The sequence below is a fragment of the Streptomyces sp. R33 genome, from assembly GCF_041200175.1.
Taxonomy (GTDB): Bacteria; Actinomycetota; Actinomycetes; order Streptomycetales; family Streptomycetaceae; genus Streptomyces; species Streptomyces katrae_B.
On the sequence record NZ_CP165727.1, the window covers coordinates 4,883,701 to 4,899,533 of the forward strand.

Genomic DNA, 15,833 nt, shown 5'->3' on the forward strand with positions numbered 1-15,833 from the left:
GCCGCGAACCTAGCCCGGGGCCTGCCTGCTCAAACGTCAGTTCCCTCACGCCACCCTGCGGCCGGAGTACTCCTTGACCCCGGCCATCGGCGGCCGCTCCTCGGTGTCCACGGCGTGCGTCCGCGGCACGAACCCGTTCGGCCCGCGCTCGAACTGGGTCAGTTCCGGCCGTACGTGGGGGTACCCCCAGCGGTAGCCGGGGGAGTGGCCCCGCGAGAGCCGCAGCTGCGCCGTGCGGTAGATCGCCGCGGCCATCCGGCCCAGCGCCTGGCCGTCCTGATGGCGGTGGAGCCGTACGCCGACGTCCACCTGGGCCAGCGCGTCCAGCCCGACGGTGTGCAGCGCGTCCACCAGCAGGCCCAGCTCGACCCCGTACCCGACGGGGAAGGGCAAACGTTCCAGCAGGGCGCGGCGCACGGCGTACTCGCCGCCCAGCGGCTGGACGAAGCCGGCCAGCTGCGGCCAGTGGAGGTTGAGGAGGGGGCGGGCGACGAGCTCGGTGACCCGGCCCCCCTGGCCGGGGGAGTCCCCCAGCGGGCGGTCGTACATCGCCTTGACGAACTGCACGTCCGGCTCGGTCAGCAGCGGGCCGACGATCCCGGACACGAAGGCGGAGGAGAAGTCCCGCAGGTCGGCGTCCACGAAGCAGACGATGTCGCCGGTGGTCACCAGCAGCGAGCGCCACAGCACCTCGCCCTTGCCGTGCACGGCCGGGATCCGCGGCAGGATGTCGTCGCGGTGCACCACGCGGGCGCCGGCTTTCCCGGCCACCTCGGCGGTCCGGTCGGTGGAACCGGAGTCGACGACGACCAGTTCGTCGACCAGCGGCACCGGCAGCCCGTCGATCAGATCGCGGCGGATCACCTCGACGATGGCACCGACCGTCTCCTCCTCGTCGAGCGCGGGCAGGACGACGCTGACCGTGGTGCCTGCCGCCCGCTTGGCGGAAAGCAGCTGGTCGAGCGGTCGGTCGGCCGCGGACCAGGAGCGGTCCGCAAACCAGCGCTCCACCTCTTCCAGCACGTTCGGCACTCCCTGTTTCCTCGTTCGCCCTCGGCGGGTTTCAGCCGAAAAGTGATCCATCTCGCGGTTCGGACGGCTGTCTCAACCACCCGGACCTTCCGTTACAGTCTTGAACAACGCGAAGGACCACCGCATGCCGGGGGTCCCCGCGTACAAACGCCCGGACGCGCCATGGAGCGCGCGGACCGGTGCCATACCGCTCATCCAGAGGGGCAGAGGGACACGGCCCGTTGAAGCCCCGGCAACCCTCCAGTCGGTTCTCGCGCTTGCTTGCAGCAGCGAGGTCCCCGGCTAGGGAAGGTGCCAATTCCGTCTCATGGCGAAGTGCGCCATGGGGAAGATGAGGAGAAAGGGCCTCGCCATCATGGCTGCACAGACTGTTGCCACCTCTGTCGATCTCGGACCTGCCACCGGCCTCTCGTGTCGTGAGTGCGGTACCCGCTTCGAGCTCGGACCCATCTTCGCCTGCGTCGAGTGCTTCGGACCTCTGGAAGTCGCCTACGACCTTCCCACCGGGGACCCGGACACCCTGCGCGCCGCGATCGAGGCCGGCCCGAACAACATCTGGCGCTACGCCCCGCTGCTGCCCGTCCCCGCGGACGTGGCCTCCAAGCCCAGCCTGAACCCCGGCTTCACCAAGCTCGTGGACGCGGCCAACCTGGCCAAGGAGCTCGGCGTCACCGGCAAGCTGTACGTCAAGGACGACTCCGGCAACCCGACGCACTCCTTCAAGGACCGCGTCGTCGCCATCGCCGTCGAGGCCGCCCGCGCCTTCGGCTTCACCACCCTGTCCTGCTCCTCCACCGGCAACCTGGCCGGCGCCGTCGGCGCCGCGGCCGCCCGGGCCGGCTTCCGCTCCTGCGTGTTCATCCCGCACGACCTGGAGCAGGGCAAGGTCGTCATGGCCGGTGTGTACGGCGGCGACCTGGTCGGCATCGAGGGCAACTACGACGACGTCAACCGCTTCTGCTCCGAGCTCATCGGCGACCCGCTGGGCGAGGGCTGGGGCTTCGTCAACGTCAACCTGCGCCCCTACTACGGCGAGGGCTCCAAGACGCTCGCGTACGAGATCTGCGAGCAGCTCGGCTGGCAGCTGCCCGACCAGATCGTGATCCCGATCGCGTCCGGCTCGCAGCTGACGAAGATCGACAAGGGTCTGCAGGAGCTGATCAAGCTCGGCCTGGTCGAGGACAAGCCGTACAAGATCTTCGGCGCCCAGGCCGAGGGCTGCTCCCCGGTCTCGACCGCGTTCAAGGCCGGCCACGACGTGGTCCGCCCGCAGAAGCCGAACACCATCGCCAAGTCGCTGGCCATCGGCAACCCGGCCGACGGCCCGTACGTCCTGGACATCGCGCGCCGCACCGGCGGCTACGTCGAGGACGTGACCGACGAACAGGTCGTCGAGGCGATCAAGATCCTCGCGCAGACCGAGGGCATCTTCGCCGAGACCGCGGGCGGCGTGACCGTCGGCGTGACCAAGAAGCTCATCGAGAACGGGCAGCTCGACCCCGCGCTGACCACGGTGGTCCTGAACACCGGCGACGGCCTCAAGACCCTGGAGGCGGTGGCCGCGGACAGCGGGCAGACCGCCACCATCCGCCCGAGCCTGGACGCGTTCCGCGCCGCCGGCCTGGCCTGACCCCCACCCCCTGCTCCCGGAAGGCAGTAGCGCCATGAGCGTCAACGTCCGCATCCCCACCATCCTGCGCACCTACACCGGCGGCCAGGCCGAGGTCGCCGCCGAGGGCGCGACCCTCTCCGAGGTCATCGCGTCCCTGGAGGCGAACCACCCGGGCATCGCCGCGCGCGTCCTGGACGACCAGGGCAAGCTGCGCCGCTTCGTGAACGTCTACGTCAACGACGACGACGTGCGCTTCGAGGGCGGCCTGGACGCGGTGACGCCGGACGGCGCGGGCGTCTCGATCATCCCCGCCGTCGCCGGCGGCTGCTGACACGCGAAAGCCCAGAATTGCTCCCTCCGCTAAAAGCGGAGGGGGCAATTCTGCTTGGTTGGGCGCGGTAGAGTTGGGGAAGTCCCCTCCGCTGTTCTTGCCACCCGCATATGAGCGGGTCGTGTGAGGGTTGACATTGAGTCAATATGCAAGTGCGGTATGGGGCTTTGGCGAGATATGCCGGGTCCGAGTTGCCCGGCAATATGCCAAATTTTCACTCTATTTCAATGTATCCCCGTGTCCAGATTTCTCGTCGGATTGACCTGTTGCAGACAGCAGCGGTGCAGATACATTCAGCCCCGGTCGAGGCGTTCCGGCGCAAGTTCTGACCCGGGACCGCGAAGTGCGGTCCTGCGCAAGGGCCAGTAATAGGGGAGTTAGGCATGGCTCAGGGCACCGTCAAGTGGTTCAACGCGGAGAAGGGCTACGGCTTCATCGCGGTCGACGGTGGTGCGGATGTGTTCGTCCACTACAGCGCCATCCAGATGGACGGGTACCGCACCCTTGAAGAGGGTCAGCGGGTCGAGTTCGAGATCTCGCAGGGCCAGAAGGGTCCGCAGGCGGACATGGTCAAGCTCGCCGTCTAGCCCCGGCGCGATCGACCACCGACGCATACACATGAGGGGCCCGCATCCTTGAGGAGGGATGCGGGCCCTTCGTGCTGCCCGCGTGCCCCCCCCGTGTCGCCCCCGTGCCGCCGACGTGGCCGGGTCCGTACGTTGGCCCGGCGTTCCCCCAAGCCGCTTGCACTCGAGGGGGTCGAGTGCTAATCATTGGCGTTAGCACTCTCCTGCTGAGAGTGCTACTACACAGGACCGGGTCGGTGAGGCCCGCAGGGTCCGGCGGGAAGGAACCGCCGGGCACGCAGGCCGTCCGTCGCGGGCGCGGGCGCGGTCCGGAGCAATCCAACCCTCCCCTCGTACCGACGGTGCAGGGGGAACCCCAGTCCTGGAGGACCACTTCAGATGGCCAAGATCATTGCGTTCGACGAGGAGGCCCGGCGCGGTCTCGAGCGCGGGATGAACCAGCTCGCCGACGCCGTCAAGGTCACCCTCGGCCCCAAGGGTCGCAACGTCGTCCTTGAGAAGAAGTGGGGCGCCCCCACGATCACCAACGATGGTGTCTCCATCGCCAAGGAGATCGAGCTCGAGGACCCGTACGAGAAGATCGGCGCCGAGCTGGTCAAGGAAGTCGCCAAGAAGACGGACGACGTCGCCGGCGACGGTACGACCACCGCCACCGTGCTCGCCCAGGCGCTCGTCCGCGAGGGCCTGCGCAACGTGGCCGCCGGCGCCAACCCGATGGCCCTCAAGCGCGGCATCGAGAAGGCCGTCGAGGCCGTCTCGGGCGCCCTGCTCGAGCAGGCGAAGGATGTCGAGACCAAGGAGCAGATCGCTTCGACGGCCTCCATCTCCGCCGCTGACACCCAGATCGGCGAGCTCATCGCCGAGGCCATGGACAAGGTCGGCAAGGAAGGCGTCATCACCGTCGAGGAGTCGCAGACCTTCGGTCTGGAGCTCGAGCTCACCGAGGGCATGCGCTTCGACAAGGGCTACATCTCGGCGTACTTCGCCACCGACATGGAGCGTATGGAGGCGTCCCTGGACGACCCGTACATCCTGATCGTCAACTCCAAGATCGGCAACGTGAAGGACCTCCTTCCGCTGCTCGAGAAGGTCATGCAGTCCGGCAAGCCGCTGCTGATCATCGCCGAGGACGTCGAGGGCGAGGCCCTGTCGACCCTGGTCGTCAACAAGATCCGCGGCACCTTCAAGTCCGTCGCCGTCAAGGCCCCGGGCTTCGGCGACCGCCGCAAGGCCATGCTCGGCGACATCGCCATCCTCACGGGCGGCACGGTCATCTCCGAGGAGGTCGGCCTCAAGCTCGAGAACGCGGGCCTCGACCTGCTCGGCCGCGCCCGCAAGGTCGTCATCTCCAAGGACGAGACCACGATCGTCGACGGTGCCGGTGACAGCGACCAGGTCCAGGGTCGCGTCAACCAGATCCGCGCCGAGATCGAGAACTCCGACTCGGACTACGACCGCGAGAAGCTCCAGGAGCGCCTCGCGAAGCTGGCCGGCGGCGTGGCCGTCATCAAGGCCGGCGCCGCGACCGAGGTGGAGCTCAAGGAGCGCAAGCACCGCATCGAGGACGCCGTCCGCAACGCGAAGGCGGCCGTCGAGGAGGGCATCGTCGCCGGTGGTGGCGTGGCCCTGCTCCAGGCCTCCGCGGTCTTCGAGAAGCTCGACCTGTCGGGTGACGAGGCGACCGGCGCCAACGCCGTGAAGCTCGCCCTGGAGGCCCCGCTCAAGCAGATCGCCGTCAACGGTGGCCTCGAGGGTGGCGTCGTCGTGGAGAAGGTCCGCAACCTGACCGTCGGCTGGGGCCTGAACGCCGCGACCGGCGAGTACGTGGACATGATCGCCGAGGGCATCATCGACCCGGCGAAGGTCACGCGCTCTGCCCTGCAGAACGCCGCGTCCATCGCCGCGCTGTTCCTGACGACCGAGGCCGTCATCGCCGACAAGCCCGAGAAGGCCGGCGCCCCGGCCGGCGGCGGCATGCCGGGCGGTGACATGGACTTCTGATCGGCCCCTGGCTGATCGGCTGTTCTCGAACGAGGGCGGCACTCCCCACACGGGGGGTGCCGCCCTCGGGCGTTTCCGCGGCCCTGCTGCGCAGAACCGTGGTCCTCCGCGTGGCGTGCCGTGTACCGGGCGTGAGCCCCGTTCCACGACTAGTGGCGGCAGGACGGTCCCGCCCGGTCCCCGGGACGGATCACCATCGAACGGGTGGCTTTGGTTGACTGGGGGCATGAGCGAGCTGTTCGTGAAGATCTGCGGGCTGAAGACCGGGCCGGACGTCGACGTGGCCGTGGCCGCAGGGGCCGATGCCGTCGGGTTCGTCTTCGCGCCGGGGAGCCCCCGGACGATCGGCGCCGCCGAGGCGCGGGAGCTGGCGGCGCGGGTGCCGGACTCGGTGCTGAGCGTCGGGGTGTTCCGGGGGCAGCCGGTCGAGGAGGTCCGGCGGCTGGCCGAGGAGAGCGGCGTACGGGGAGTCCAGCTGCACGGCGACGAGGGCCCGGAGTACTACGAGGCGCTGCGCGCCGAGGGGCGGACGCTGCTGCGGGCCACCGCCCTGCACGTCGGGCGCTGCGGGGAATACGGCGAGGACCTGCTGCTGATCGACGCGCCCGACCCCGGCTCCGGCAAGCCGTGGAACTGGGCGTCGCAGGAGTTCACCGCGCCCGAGGGGCGCTGGCTGCTGGCCGGCGGGCTGAACCCGGGGAACGTACGGGAGGCCGTGGCGACCACGGGCGCCTGGGGCGTGGACGTGTCGAGCGGGGTGGAGCGGGAGCGCGGGGTGAAGTCCCCCGACCTGATCCGCGCCTTCATCGAGGCCGCCCGGGGCTAGTGCGCCCCCGCCGCGGCTAGGCTGCGGCCAGGGGGGATCATGAACACGCCACCGCCGCTCGTGAAGCGGCTCCGGGACCACGTGCGGCTCGCCGCGGCCTGCGCGTTCAGCGCCGTCACGCTGCTGTACGCCGTCCTGTGCCTGAAGTTGACCGCCGAGGACATGTCCGAGGTCGTGTGCAGCGACGGCGGCTGCCCGCGCGGGCTGGGTCCGCTGGTGCTGTGGACGCTGGTCGCCGGGCTCGCCGCGGGCGGCCTGTGGTGGTCGGCCGTGAAGGGCCGCGGGTACCGCTCCGCCGTCGGCTGGGTCGTGGCCGTCACCGTCGGGCTCGTCGCGCTGTGGCCGGGCTGGCTCGGCTTCTCGTGGCTGCGCGGCCCGCACATGGACCTCTTCTCGTACCAGGTCCCGGACGGCCCCGGCGCGGACAAGCCGCTCGGCTCCTGGGCGGGCGACCCGGCCACGGGGTTCGTGATCCGGGGCCGCGCGGACCGCGTGATCGGCTACGACGGGGAGGGCCGCCGCGGCTGGAGCATCCCCGCCCCGCCCGGCGGCGCGGTGTGCGCGATGAGCGGCGACACCTCCTCCGGCACCGGCCTGCTCACCGTGTCCACCGCGGAGAGCACGTGTGGCAACCGCCTGACGGCGGTGGACGTCACGTCCGGCGACCAGCGCTGGAGCAAGGACATCCCCGGACTCGTGGGCAAGCCGTCCGCGGGAGGCTCCCTCGCCGTGACCGCGACCGCGGACGCCGTACTCGCCCACGACCTGGTCACCGGTGCCGAGCGGTGGCGCTCCCCGCTGCCCGCGGGCGCCGTCGCCCTGGAGGTGGCCGCCGGCCCCGACCGGGTCCTGCTCATGGCCAGGACCGACAAGGGCGTCGAGCTGTTCGCGCTCGGCGCCCGCACCGGTGGCGTCGCCTGGCAGTTCCCGATGCCGGTCGGGTACGAGTCCCCGCGCATCGTGTCGGCGTCCCCGGCCGCCGCCGTCGGGGACGGGCGCCTGCTGGTGTTCGACGACGCGGGCCGCCCGCGCGGCGAGTCGGAGGCGCCGTACGTCCCGACGACGGGCGAGACGGAGTGGCTGGTCGCAGGCGAGGTGCTGTACGCGTCGGTCCCGGAACGGGAGAAGCGGGAGGTCCTGGCGGCGTTCTCCCTGAAGGACGGCAGCCACCTGTGGACCCGCGCCTTCGAGGACGAATGGCGGATCCGCACCCTGGCCGCCGACGACCGGTCCGGCCGGATCGCCGTGGTCACGGAGGGCACGTACACCCACCTCTGGCACCTCGACCCGGGCACCGGGAAGCCGCGCGGCGAGTCGACGGTCCTGCGGGGCCTCCGGCTGGGCGAGTCGTTCGCCCTCTACGGCCGGACGTTCGTCAACCTCGACGACGACGGCCGCCTCCCGCCGATCTTCGACGTGGCCCCCGCGATCGGCTGGTGAGTCACGTCGCGAACTCCTTCAGGGCCTCGGTGTCGAGGGTGATGCCGACGGGGGCGGGGATCTCGATCATCTCGCCGTAGGCGAAGGCGGGGTCGTTCCCGTACCTCCCGTCCGCGGGCTCGCTGTAGACGGTCAGGCTGTGCCGCTCCCGGTCGATGAGGAGGTAGACGGGGATGTTGGCGGCCGCGTAGCCGTCCCGCTTCTCGTTCCGGTCGCGCCTGTCGGTGTCGGCGTCGTGGGAGGTGACCTCCACGACCAGCAGGACGTGAGCAGGATCAGCCCACTCGCTCTTGCCTGCGAAGGAGCCCTTCGGAGCGAGTGAACCGTCCGGGCGGGCGCGGCCGGCGCGGTATTGCTCGACTTTCAAGCCCTGTTCCGGGTAGAGCGCCAGATCGGGGCGCTGTTGCATGCACGGCGTGAGGCCACATGGCGATCTCTGCGCGGTCGCCGTCAGGCACCGGCTTTACCTCTGGCTTTCCTGCAATGAATTCGAGCGTCACGCTCTCTGGAGCGCCGTGTTCAAGTGCTTCGAAGTCATCGAGGGACATCTGTGGGCGCTTGGTGGAGCTGGCGGTCATGGCGTCGCCTCCTCGCCTCCATGGCGCCCCTGTGAGTCCTGGGCAGGATCGCTTGAAGCGCCATCTTCGACTCCGTTCGGCTACGGCTGGGGCAAACGCTAGAGGCATATGCCAGAGCCTGGCCGGTCCATGGCGGAGGGTTAGCCCAAAGGGGTGAGCAGGGTTGGGGCGTGCTGACGTCAGTCCGTGCGGAGGCGGGCGTGGAGGTGTTCGTCGTGCCAGCCGTCCGCGTGGAGGAGGGCGCCGCGCATGGTGCCCTCCAGGGGGAAGCCGGCCTTCGTCGCGATGCGGCAGGAGGCCGGGTTGGCCACGGAGTGGGTGATGCGCAGGCGGTGCAGGCCCAGCTCCTCGAAGGCCCAGCGGGTGACCCGGGCCGTGGCCTCCACCATGACACCGCTTCCGCGGCCCGCGGGCAGGAGCCAGTACAGGAACTCGCCGCTCCCGCCCGCCAGATCGAGGTCGCCCAGGCCGATCAGGCCCACGGGCAGGCCGCCGGAGGCGGGGGCCACCGCCCAGATCGCGGCCTTCTCGGCGTGCCAGCGCTCCTGCCAGCGCTCGATCCGGGCCACGGCCTCGGCCGGTGACAGCAGGGCGGGGCGGTTCCAGTGGCGGATCTCCGGGTCGTGGCAGGACTCGACCAGCGCGGGGGCGTCGTACGGGGTCCACGGGCGCAGGTGGAGCACGCCCGGCAGGTCGAGGACCGGCTGGGGGAGGGCCGCCATCCGTCCCGGCGGGACCGCCGGGGCGAGGGTCATGCCGCGTCCCGGAAGTGCGCCATCAGGGCCTCGGCGTCGGCGGTGCTGCCCGAGATGGTGTCGAAGCCCATGCCGGGCGGGACGGCCTGCCCCCACAGCCAGCTGTGGTGACAGCTGAAGCAGAAGATCAGCTCGAACAGGGGCTCGTCCAGGGCGTCGTACGCCCGCAGGCCCCAGCCCGGCGCGAAGCAGATGCGCGGCTCACCCGGCGGCATCGACGAGATCAGCCCGAGCGAGTCGGCGGCCTCTCTGCCCGTCCAGCGGGAGACGACCGGGCCGGTCATGGGGTCGCCGTAGCGCTCGGGGCGCGCGGAGAGGCGTACGACCTCGACGACAGCGGTGGCGGCAACGGCTTCGGCGGGGAGCTGCATTGGCGCAGTCTCCCCGGCCGACCTCTATTTACGCCATAGCGGGCTCCGTGGCCGGTGGGGCGGTGGCCGGAATTGGCTCCTGATCGGCGTTGAGCTCGGTCAGCATCTGCCGCGTGAATCCGAAGAAGTACGTGGCGGCGAAGCCCACCAGGTAGCCGACGAGCAGGCCGCCCGCATAGATCGCGAGGTTCAGGCCCATCCCCGACGGGCCGTCCAGCAGCGGGAACAGCGCCCACCCCGACGGGCCGATGGCCGTGGAGCCGAACGCGACCCCCAGCTGGTTGCAGAACCCGACGAACGCCCCGCCCGCCGCCCCGCCCACGCAGGCGGTGACGAAGGGGCGGCCCAGCGGGAGCGAGACCCCGTAGATCAGCGGTTCGCCGACGCCCAGGAAGCCGGCCGGGAGCGCGGACCTGATGGTCGTCCGCAGCGACCGGTTGCGCGGCAGCCGGCAGTAGACCGCGAGCGCCGCGCCGACCTGGCCCGCGCCCGCCATGGCGAGGACCGGCAGGAGGGCGGTGTGGCCGGTCTGCTCGATGAGGGTGGTGTGGATCGGGATCAGGGCCTGGTGCAGGCCCAGCATCACCAGCGGCAGGAACAGGCCGCCCAGGACCAGCCCGGCGAAGGCGCCGCCGCTGGCGAGCAGCCAGGTCGCGAAGGAGCCGATGGCGGTGGAGACCTCGCCCGCGAGGAACATCAGGCCGAAAATCGTCACCAGCCCGGAGGCCAGCACGGTGACGGTGGGGGTGACCAGCGCGTCCACCGACTCGGGGACCCACCTGCGGCACAGCTTCTCCACCTGTACGGCGAGGCACGCGGCGGCCAGGGCGCCGAGTACGCCGCCCTGGCCGGGGGACAGGTGCTGGCCGAAAGCGTCGACCTTCGCGATGCCCGGGAAGACGATGATCGCGGCGACGGCGCCGCCGAGGATCGGGGTGCCGCCGAACTCCTTGGCCGTGTTGTAGCCGACGAACACCGCGATCAGCGACATGAACCCCGAGGCGATCGCGGCGAGCGCCGGGACGACCGCCGGCAGCCAACCGGTGTTGAGCAGCACGCCGTTCAGGCCGGCGATGATGCCGCAGCCGATGAGCGCCGGGATCAGCGGGACGAAGACGTTCGCGATCCGGCGCAGGAACAGCTTCACCGGGGTGCTGTTGCGGGCCTTCTGCGCCTGCTTCAACGCGGCGCCCCGGTCGGCGAGTTCCTCGGCCGTGACCGCTGGGCCGGCCGTACGCGGCGGGTGCCCGGCCGGGCGGCCCTGCTCGACCAGCGCCTCGAACTCCGGGGTCACCCGGGCGACGGTCCCCGGCCCCAGCACGATCTGGTACGTGTCGGCGTCCTCGACGACGCCCAGCACCGCGGGCAGCGCCCTGAGGGCCGCGTCGTCGACCAGCGAGCGGTCGTGCAGCGCGATGCGCAGGCGGGTCATGCAGTGCGCGATCGAGCTGATGTTGTCCGGGCCGCCGACCAGGGGGAGGATCGCGGCGGCTGTGGCGCGGTTCTTGTCAGTGGACATGTGGTGATCGCCTTGCGTCGGGGGAACGGGGCAGTCAGCAGGTCAGCGAGGTCAGCGGGGTCAGCGAGGTCAGCGGGGTCGGCTGGGGCTGAGGGCCGGAGGGCCGGTGGCGTCACTCGGCGGCGGCGGCCGTACGGGCGAGCGCCTCGCGCAGGTGGCCTTGCGAGGCGGTGAGCAGCCCGGCCGCGGTCGGGCCGTCCACGCCCGCGAGGAGCACGAGCACGGCCTGCTTGACCTCGCCGCCGGTGGCGTCGAGCGCCGCCTCGATCTCCTCGTCCGGTGCGCCGGTGGCCAGTGCCAGGATCCGGCGGGAGCGGGCGCGCAGCTTCTCGTTGGAGGCGCGCAGGTCGACCATCAGGTTCCCGTACGTCTTCCCGAGCCGGATCATCGTGATGGTCGAGACGAGGTTCAGGACGAGCTTCTGCGCGGTGCCGGCCTTCAGGCGGGTGGATCCGGTCAGCAGCTCGGGCCCCACGACGACCTCGATGCCGTGCTCGGCGGCCGCGGCGAGCGCCGAGTCGGCGTTGCAGGACAGGCCGACGGTGAGCGCGCCGCGCGTACGGGCGTACGCGACGGCGCCGATCGCGTACGGGGTGCGGCCGGAGGCGGAGATCCCGATGACGGTGTCGTCGGCGGTCAGCTCCAGGGCGGCCAGGTCCGCGGCGGCCAGCTCGGCGGAGTCCTCGGCGCCTTCCACGGACCGGACCATGGCACCGGGCCCGCCCGCGATCAGGCCGACGACCTGGGCCGGGTCGGTGTTGAAGGTGGGCGGGCACTCGCTGGCGTCGAGGACGCCCATCCGCCCGGCGGTGCCGGCGCCCGCGTAGACGAGCCGCCCGCCCCGGGCCATCCGCGGCGCGATCGCGTCGATCGCGGCGGCGATCCGCGGCAGCTGCGCGGCGACGGCAGCCGGCACGCCGGCGTCCTCGGCGTTCATGGTGCGGGCGATCTCGAGGGTGGACAGCCGGTCGATCTCGGCCAGTTCGGGGCGGAAGGCCTCGGTGGTCAGCGTGTCGAGCTGGGCGCGCAGTGCGGCGTACGACGCGGTCATGGGCGGGGGCTCCTGGCGGTTCGGCGGGGGGCGAGCGCCTCGTACGAGGCGGCGAGGGCGGGCGCGGCGGTCTCGTACGTCTGCTGGGCGACGGCCACGAACAGGCAGTCGACGACGAGGAGCTGGCTGGTCCGGCTGGACATGGCGGCCGGGCGCAGCCGGGTCTCGCGGGCGGCGGAGGTGGCCAGTACGAGGTCGGCGTAGTGGGAGACGGGGGCGTTCGGGCGCCCGGTGAGCGCGATGGTGGTGGCGCCGCGCTCGAAGGCCGTGCGGAGGGGGTCGATCACGTCGCCCGTGGCGCCGGAGTGGGTGATCGCGACGGCCGCGTCGCCGGGGCGCAGCTGCACGGCGCCCGTGACGGCCAGGTGGGGGTCGCTGTGGGCGTGGGCGACGAGGCCGATGCGCAGCAGCTTCTGGGCCAGGTCCTGGCCGACGAGGGCGGAGGCGCCGACGCCGTAGATGTCGATCCGGCGGGCGGTCGCGAGCGCGGTGACGGCGGCGGCGAGGGCGGCGAGGTCGAGTCCGGCTGCGGTGTCGGCGAGGGTCTGGGCCTCCTCGTGGGCCAGCTTGGCGACGACGTCGGCGATGGGGTCGTCGACGGCTATGTCGGCGGTGACGGCGGGGGCCGCCCCGGACTCCTGCTGCGCGGCGAGCGCGGCGAGGGCGAGGCGCAGGTCGCGGTAGCCGGGGTAGCCGAGGAGGCGGGCGGTGCGGACGACGGTGGCCTCGCTGGTGCCGGTGCGCGCGGCGAGCGCGCTGACGGTGAGGCGCGAGCACCCGGCGGGGTCGGCGGCGACGGTCTCGGCGACGGCCTGCACGGAGCGGGTCATGGAGGGGCCGAGACTGCGGACGCGGGCCCGCAGCGGCACACCGGAGCCGGCGTCCTCGTCCTGCCCGTCCCCCTCGCTGAAAATTACTTTCGGATCGTCGCTCATTCCTGAAATCTATTTTCGGCCGGGGTGGCGGTCAAGGCACCATTCGGCCCCCACCGGGACGGACCTTCACCACTTGGGCCGTACGGGTTCACAATGGGCGCATGGACCACGCGACCCCCCTGGAACAGGCGCTGCACACCGCCCGCGCCCTTGTCCTCGCCGATCTCGTCGCGGGCGAGGTCGCCGAGGCCGATGTCGTCTCCCTCGTCGAGGACTCGGTCACGCACCGCCGGTGGTGGGTGGAGCAGTGGCCGGAGGGGGTCGACTACCTTCCCGGACTCGTCGCCCAGGACGTGCAGGACGCGCTGCTGGAGAAGTACGGGCGCTGGCCGCTGTGCCCGGTCTGCTCGCACGGCGATCCGCACGCGCTGGACGTGGAGCCGGAGTTGGGACCCGACCCGCACTGGGTGTGCGCCAAGGCAGGGGTGAAGGTGGCCGCGGTCGGCGGCCTCGCCCCCGTCTTCGGTGTCGGCCGGTGAGCCGCCGGTGACGCTCTACATCGACCCGCCGACCTGGCCGGGTCATGGCCGCATGTGGTCGCACCTGGTCAGCGACGTCTCGTACGAGGAGCTGCACGCCTTCGCGGCGTCGATCGGCTGCCCGCCGAGGGCCTTCGAGCGCGACCACTACGACGTGCCGTCGCACCGCTACGCGGATGCGGTGGCCGCGGGCGCGGTGGAGGTGGGCAGCAAGGAACTGGTCCGCCGCCTGACGTCCGCGGGCCTGCGCCGCCCGAAGGGCCGCCCGGCGTAGCGGAGCCGGCCGGGACCGGGTCAGCCGGGGTCAGTGCGCGGCGGGTTGTGCGGCCGAGGCCGGTGCGGTTGCTCCCGACGAGGCGATCACCCGGGTCGGGGCGGGCGGGGTGCGGTGGTGGAGGCGCAGGGCGATCGCGGTCAGGGCCATCGCCGTGACCGTCATCGCGGCGCCCGCCCAGGCGGTGGCGGCGAAGCCGTAGTCGGCGTCGATCACCGTGCCGCCGAGCCAGGGGCCGCCCGTGTTGCCCAGGTTGAACGCCGCCGTCGTGGTGGCTCCGGCCAGGGTCGGGGCCGCGCCCGCGACGTTGAACATGCGGGCGTTGAGCGCCGGCGCCGTGAAGAACGCCGAGACGCCGAGCAGGAACGACAGCCCCACCGTCGCCACCGCCGCCGACGCCAGCAGGGCCAGGGCGACGAGGAAGACCGTGGATGCTGCGATGCCCCACAGCATCACCCCGAACAGGTGCGCATCCGCGACCCGCCCGCCGATCGTCGTGCCGACGAGCGCGCCGACCCCGAACAGCGCCAGCACCCACGGCACCCGGTCCGCATCCAGCCCGGCGACCTCCGTCAGCAGCGGGGACAGGTAGCTGAACGCGCAGAAGACCCCGCCCGCGGCCAGGGCCGTGACGCCGATGGACAGCCACACCTGCCGGTCGCGGTAGATGCGCAGCTCCCGCGCCAGGGTGGGTCGTACCGCGGGCGGCGGGATGTCCGGGATCAGCGCCAGGATGCCGACGAGGGCCACAGCCGAGGCCGCGCCGACCGACCAGAACGCGGAACGCCAGCCCAGGTGCTCCCCGAGGAAGGCGCCGGCGGGGACGCCGAGGACGTTGGCGATGGACAGGCCGCCGATCATGACGGCCATGGCGCGGGCCCGCTGGTCCTTGTCCACCATCGCGATGGCGACGGCCGCGCCGACCGCCCAGAAGCCGGCGCAGGCGAGCGCGGAGACGATGCGGGACGCGAAGAGGAGTTCGTACGAGGGGGCCAGCGCGCCCGCCACCTGCCCAAGGCCGAAGAGGCTGATGAGCGCGATGAGGGTGGTGCGGCGCGGGAGCCGCAGCGTGGCCACCGCCAGCAGCGGGGCCCCGACGACCATGCCGATCGCGAAGGCCGATATCAGCAGGCCCGCCTGCGGGATGGTGACGCCCATGTCCTCGGCGATGGGCGGCAGCAGCCCGGACAGCATGAACTCGCTCGTTCCGAGCGAGAAGACGGCCAGGCCGAGGACGTAGACGGCGACGGGCATACGGGCAGTGGCGGCGGCGGAGGCTGGGGGCACGTTCTGTGCGAACCTCCGCGCCGCGGGTCTCATTCCCCGGGTCTCATTCCCCGGCGCTCAGGACGGCGAGCTCGGCGGCCAGGTTGCGGCGGGCCGGGGCCTCCCAGTGCGTGGTGCCGTACGGGGTGCGGAAGAGGCGGGGCAGCGCGAGCAGCTGGCGCAGTACGGCGGCCCGGCCGGCGCGGAAGGCGTCCTCGGGGACGAACCCGTACTCGGCGCGGACTGCGGCGACGTACGCGGCGTACGCGTCCGGGCCGCCCGCCAGGACGGCCAGGTCCGCATCGCAGAGCGCCTCGCCGTTGGTGTCGCCGGGGGCCGGGTCGTGGGTGACGGTGAGCCGGACCAGGCGGGCCACCTCGGCGGTTCGGGCGGCGTCGATGCCGAGCTCGGGCAGGGCGCGCTCGGCGAGGGCGGCGCTGCGCTCCTCGTTCTCGGAGCGGTCGGGGCGGTAGACGGCGTCGTGGAACCAGGCGGCGAGCTCGACGGCGGCCGGGTCGGCGGCGTGCGGGGCGAGTACGTCGAGCCGCGCGAGTACGTCGGCCAGGTGCGCGGTGGTGTGGTACCGGCGCTGGGGCTCCGCCCAGGCGGCCAGGAGACGGTCGGCGTAGGGGGCGGGGTCGCGGTCGGGGCCGGCGCCTGCGGCGGTGGTGGTGGCGTGCCAGCGGTCGCGGAGGTCGGAGGTCATGGGCACATTGTGGGGGTGGCGTGTTTGTGCTGGTGATGCGCGGGCGCGGGCCCGTACCCTTCATATTGGA

The 15,833-nt window shown here is 72.0% G+C and carries 17 protein-coding genes and 1 riboswitch; of the genes, 8 read left to right on the plus strand and 9 right to left on the minus strand.

All coding sequences use genetic code 11. From position 1 onward, the window contains the following. Nucleotides 1–45: 45 nt before the first annotated feature. On the minus strand, nucleotides 46–1,023 hold the full coding sequence (locus tag AB5J51_RS22450) for a glucosyl-3-phosphoglycerate synthase (RefSeq protein ID WP_053786577.1): 978 nt from the start codon (nucleotides 1,021–1,023) through the stop codon (nucleotides 46–48). Between the two features lie 197 nt (nucleotides 1,024–1,220). Further along, a riboswitch (SAM riboswitch) is annotated at nucleotides 1,221–1,370 on the plus strand. A gap of 17 nt (nucleotides 1,371–1,387) precedes the next feature. On the opposite strand from AB5J51_RS22450, the gene thrC reads away from it, so the two are divergent. The 6 genes from thrC to AB5J51_RS22480 all read left to right on the plus strand — a co-directional run bounded on the left by thrC (nucleotide 1,388) and on the right by AB5J51_RS22480 (nucleotide 7,829). After that, nucleotides 1,388–2,662, plus strand: coding sequence for a threonine synthase (thrC, locus tag AB5J51_RS22455; RefSeq protein ID WP_053786554.1), 1,275 nt, complete (start codon nucleotides 1,388–1,390; stop codon nucleotides 2,660–2,662). A 34-nt stretch (nucleotides 2,663–2,696) separates the two neighbouring features. Then, on the plus strand, nucleotides 2,697–2,975 hold the full coding sequence (locus AB5J51_RS22460; protein WP_030298713.1) for a MoaD/ThiS family protein: 279 nt from the start codon (nucleotides 2,697–2,699) through the stop codon (nucleotides 2,973–2,975). Nucleotides 2,976–3,358: 383 nt separating this feature from the next. Then, nucleotides 3,359–3,562, plus strand: coding sequence for a cold-shock protein (locus tag AB5J51_RS22465; RefSeq protein ID WP_005315736.1), 204 nt, complete (start codon nucleotides 3,359–3,361; stop codon nucleotides 3,560–3,562). Between the two features lie 378 nt (nucleotides 3,563–3,940). Further along, the gene (gene groL / locus AB5J51_RS22470) at nucleotides 3,941–5,563 is read left to right on the plus strand and encodes a chaperonin GroEL (RefSeq protein WP_030298711.1); all 1,623 of its coding nucleotides are present in this window, start codon (nucleotides 3,941–3,943) and stop codon (nucleotides 5,561–5,563) included. A gap of 226 nt (nucleotides 5,564–5,789) precedes the next feature. Next, nucleotides 5,790–6,389: a phosphoribosylanthranilate isomerase gene (locus AB5J51_RS22475; RefSeq protein ID WP_369778484.1), complete on the plus strand. Its 600-nt coding sequence runs from the start codon at nucleotides 5,790–5,792 to the stop codon at nucleotides 6,387–6,389. A 39-nt stretch (nucleotides 6,390–6,428) separates the two neighbouring features. Continuing rightward, complete coding sequence (locus AB5J51_RS22480; protein WP_369778485.1) at nucleotides 6,429–7,829, plus strand: PQQ-binding-like beta-propeller repeat protein; 1,401 nt, start codon at nucleotides 6,429–6,431, stop codon at nucleotides 7,827–7,829. Between the two features lies 1 nt (nucleotide 7,830). Here the strand turns inward: AB5J51_RS22480 and AB5J51_RS22485 are convergent, their stop codons facing one another. From AB5J51_RS22485 to AB5J51_RS22510, 6 genes are all read right to left on the minus strand, one after another. Continuing rightward, a complete protein-coding gene (locus AB5J51_RS22485) occupies nucleotides 7,831–8,238 on the minus strand; it encodes a Uma2 family endonuclease (RefSeq protein ID WP_369778486.1) in 408 nt (135 codons plus the stop codon). Between the two features lie 348 nt (nucleotides 8,239–8,586). Continuing rightward, nucleotides 8,587–9,162: a GNAT family N-acetyltransferase gene (locus AB5J51_RS22490; protein ID WP_369778487.1), complete on the minus strand. Its 576-nt coding sequence runs from the start codon at nucleotides 9,160–9,162 to the stop codon at nucleotides 8,587–8,589. Next, nucleotides 9,159–9,533 carry a hypothetical protein gene (locus AB5J51_RS22495; RefSeq protein ID WP_053786546.1) on the minus strand — a complete coding sequence of 125 codons (375 nt, stop codon included), beginning with the start codon at nucleotides 9,531–9,533 and terminating at the stop codon, nucleotides 9,159–9,161. The genes AB5J51_RS22490 and AB5J51_RS22495 overlap by 4 nt, the downstream gene beginning before the upstream one ends. A 28-nt stretch (nucleotides 9,534–9,561) precedes the next feature. Next, a complete protein-coding gene (locus AB5J51_RS22500) occupies nucleotides 9,562–11,052 on the minus strand; it encodes a PTS transporter subunit EIIC (protein WP_369778488.1) in 1,491 nt (496 codons plus the stop codon). A gap of 112 nt (nucleotides 11,053–11,164) precedes the next feature. Further along, nucleotides 11,165–12,103, minus strand: coding sequence for an N-acetylmuramic acid 6-phosphate etherase (gene murQ, locus AB5J51_RS22505; protein ID WP_369778489.1), 939 nt, complete (start codon nucleotides 12,101–12,103; stop codon nucleotides 11,165–11,167). After that, a complete protein-coding gene (locus tag AB5J51_RS22510; protein ID WP_369778490.1) occupies nucleotides 12,100–13,038 on the minus strand; it encodes a MurR/RpiR family transcriptional regulator in 939 nt (312 codons plus the stop codon). Before AB5J51_RS22510 ends, murQ begins: the two co-directional genes overlap by 4 nt. 101 nt (nucleotides 13,039–13,139) lie before the next feature. Between AB5J51_RS22510 and AB5J51_RS22515 the strand changes: the two genes are divergently transcribed. Both AB5J51_RS22515 and AB5J51_RS22520 read left to right on the plus strand, forming a co-directional pair. After that, complete coding sequence (locus tag AB5J51_RS22515) at nucleotides 13,140–13,517, plus strand: hypothetical protein (RefSeq protein ID WP_030298692.1); 378 nt, start codon at nucleotides 13,140–13,142, stop codon at nucleotides 13,515–13,517. Between the two features lie 7 nt (nucleotides 13,518–13,524). Beyond that, a complete protein-coding gene (locus tag AB5J51_RS22520; RefSeq protein ID WP_030298691.1) occupies nucleotides 13,525–13,791 on the plus strand; it encodes a DUF4031 domain-containing protein in 267 nt (88 codons plus the stop codon). A gap of 30 nt (nucleotides 13,792–13,821) precedes the next feature. Here AB5J51_RS22520 and AB5J51_RS22525 read toward each other — a convergent pair whose 3' ends face one another. Both AB5J51_RS22525 and AB5J51_RS22530 read right to left on the minus strand, forming a co-directional pair. Continuing rightward, nucleotides 13,822–15,045 carry a Cmx/CmrA family chloramphenicol efflux MFS transporter gene (locus AB5J51_RS22525; protein ID WP_053786575.1) on the minus strand — a complete coding sequence of 408 codons (1,224 nt, stop codon included), beginning with the start codon at nucleotides 15,043–15,045 and terminating at the stop codon, nucleotides 13,822–13,824. A gap of 76 nt (nucleotides 15,046–15,121) precedes the next feature. Beyond that, entirely contained in the window at nucleotides 15,122–15,763 is a 642-nt protein-coding gene (locus AB5J51_RS22530) for a hypothetical protein (protein ID WP_107093492.1), read from the minus strand. Nucleotides 15,764–15,833 lie beyond the last annotated feature (70 nt).

Bases quoted from the DNA above. Each gene is read 5' to 3' on its own strand.
- AB5J51_RS22525 (WP_053786575.1), bottom strand. From the start codon at position 15,045: ATGCCCGTCGCCGTCTACGTCCTCGGCCTGGCCGTCTTCTCGCTCGGA.
- AB5J51_RS22480 (WP_369778485.1), top strand. From the start codon at position 6,429: ATGAACACGCCACCGCCGCTCGTGAAGCGGCTCCGGGACCACGTGCGG.
- groL (WP_030298711.1), top strand. From the start codon at position 3,941: ATGGCCAAGATCATTGCGTTCGACGAGGAGGCCCGGCGCGGTCTCGAG.
- AB5J51_RS22465 (WP_005315736.1), top strand. From the start codon at position 3,359: ATGGCTCAGGGCACCGTCAAGTGGTTCAACGCGGAGAAGGGCTACGGC.
- AB5J51_RS22475 (WP_369778484.1), top strand. From the start codon at position 5,790: ATGAGCGAGCTGTTCGTGAAGATCTGCGGGCTGAAGACCGGGCCGGAC.
- AB5J51_RS22515 (WP_030298692.1), top strand. From the start codon at position 13,140: ATGGACCACGCGACCCCCCTGGAACAGGCGCTGCACACCGCCCGCGCC.
- AB5J51_RS22500 (WP_369778488.1), bottom strand. From the start codon at position 11,052: ATGTCCACTGACAAGAACCGCGCCACAGCCGCCGCGATCCTCCCCCTG.
- AB5J51_RS22510 (WP_369778490.1), bottom strand. From the start codon at position 13,038: ATGAGCGACGATCCGAAAGTAATTTTCAGCGAGGGGGACGGGCAGGAC.
- murQ (WP_369778489.1), bottom strand. From the start codon at position 12,103: ATGACCGCGTCGTACGCCGCACTGCGCGCCCAGCTCGACACGCTGACC.
- AB5J51_RS22490 (WP_369778487.1), bottom strand. From the start codon at position 9,162: ATGACCCTCGCCCCGGCGGTCCCGCCGGGACGGATGGCGGCCCTCCCC.
- AB5J51_RS22460 (WP_030298713.1), top strand. From the start codon at position 2,697: ATGAGCGTCAACGTCCGCATCCCCACCATCCTGCGCACCTACACCGGC.
- thrC (WP_053786554.1), top strand. From the start codon at position 1,388: ATGGCTGCACAGACTGTTGCCACCTCTGTCGATCTCGGACCTGCCACC.
- AB5J51_RS22495 (WP_053786546.1), bottom strand. From the start codon at position 9,533: ATGCAGCTCCCCGCCGAAGCCGTTGCCGCCACCGCTGTCGTCGAGGTC.
- AB5J51_RS22485 (WP_369778486.1), bottom strand. From the start codon at position 8,238: ATGCAACAGCGCCCCGATCTGGCGCTCTACCCGGAACAGGGCTTGAAA.
- AB5J51_RS22530 (WP_107093492.1), bottom strand. From the start codon at position 15,763: ATGACCTCCGACCTCCGCGACCGCTGGCACGCCACCACCACCGCCGCA.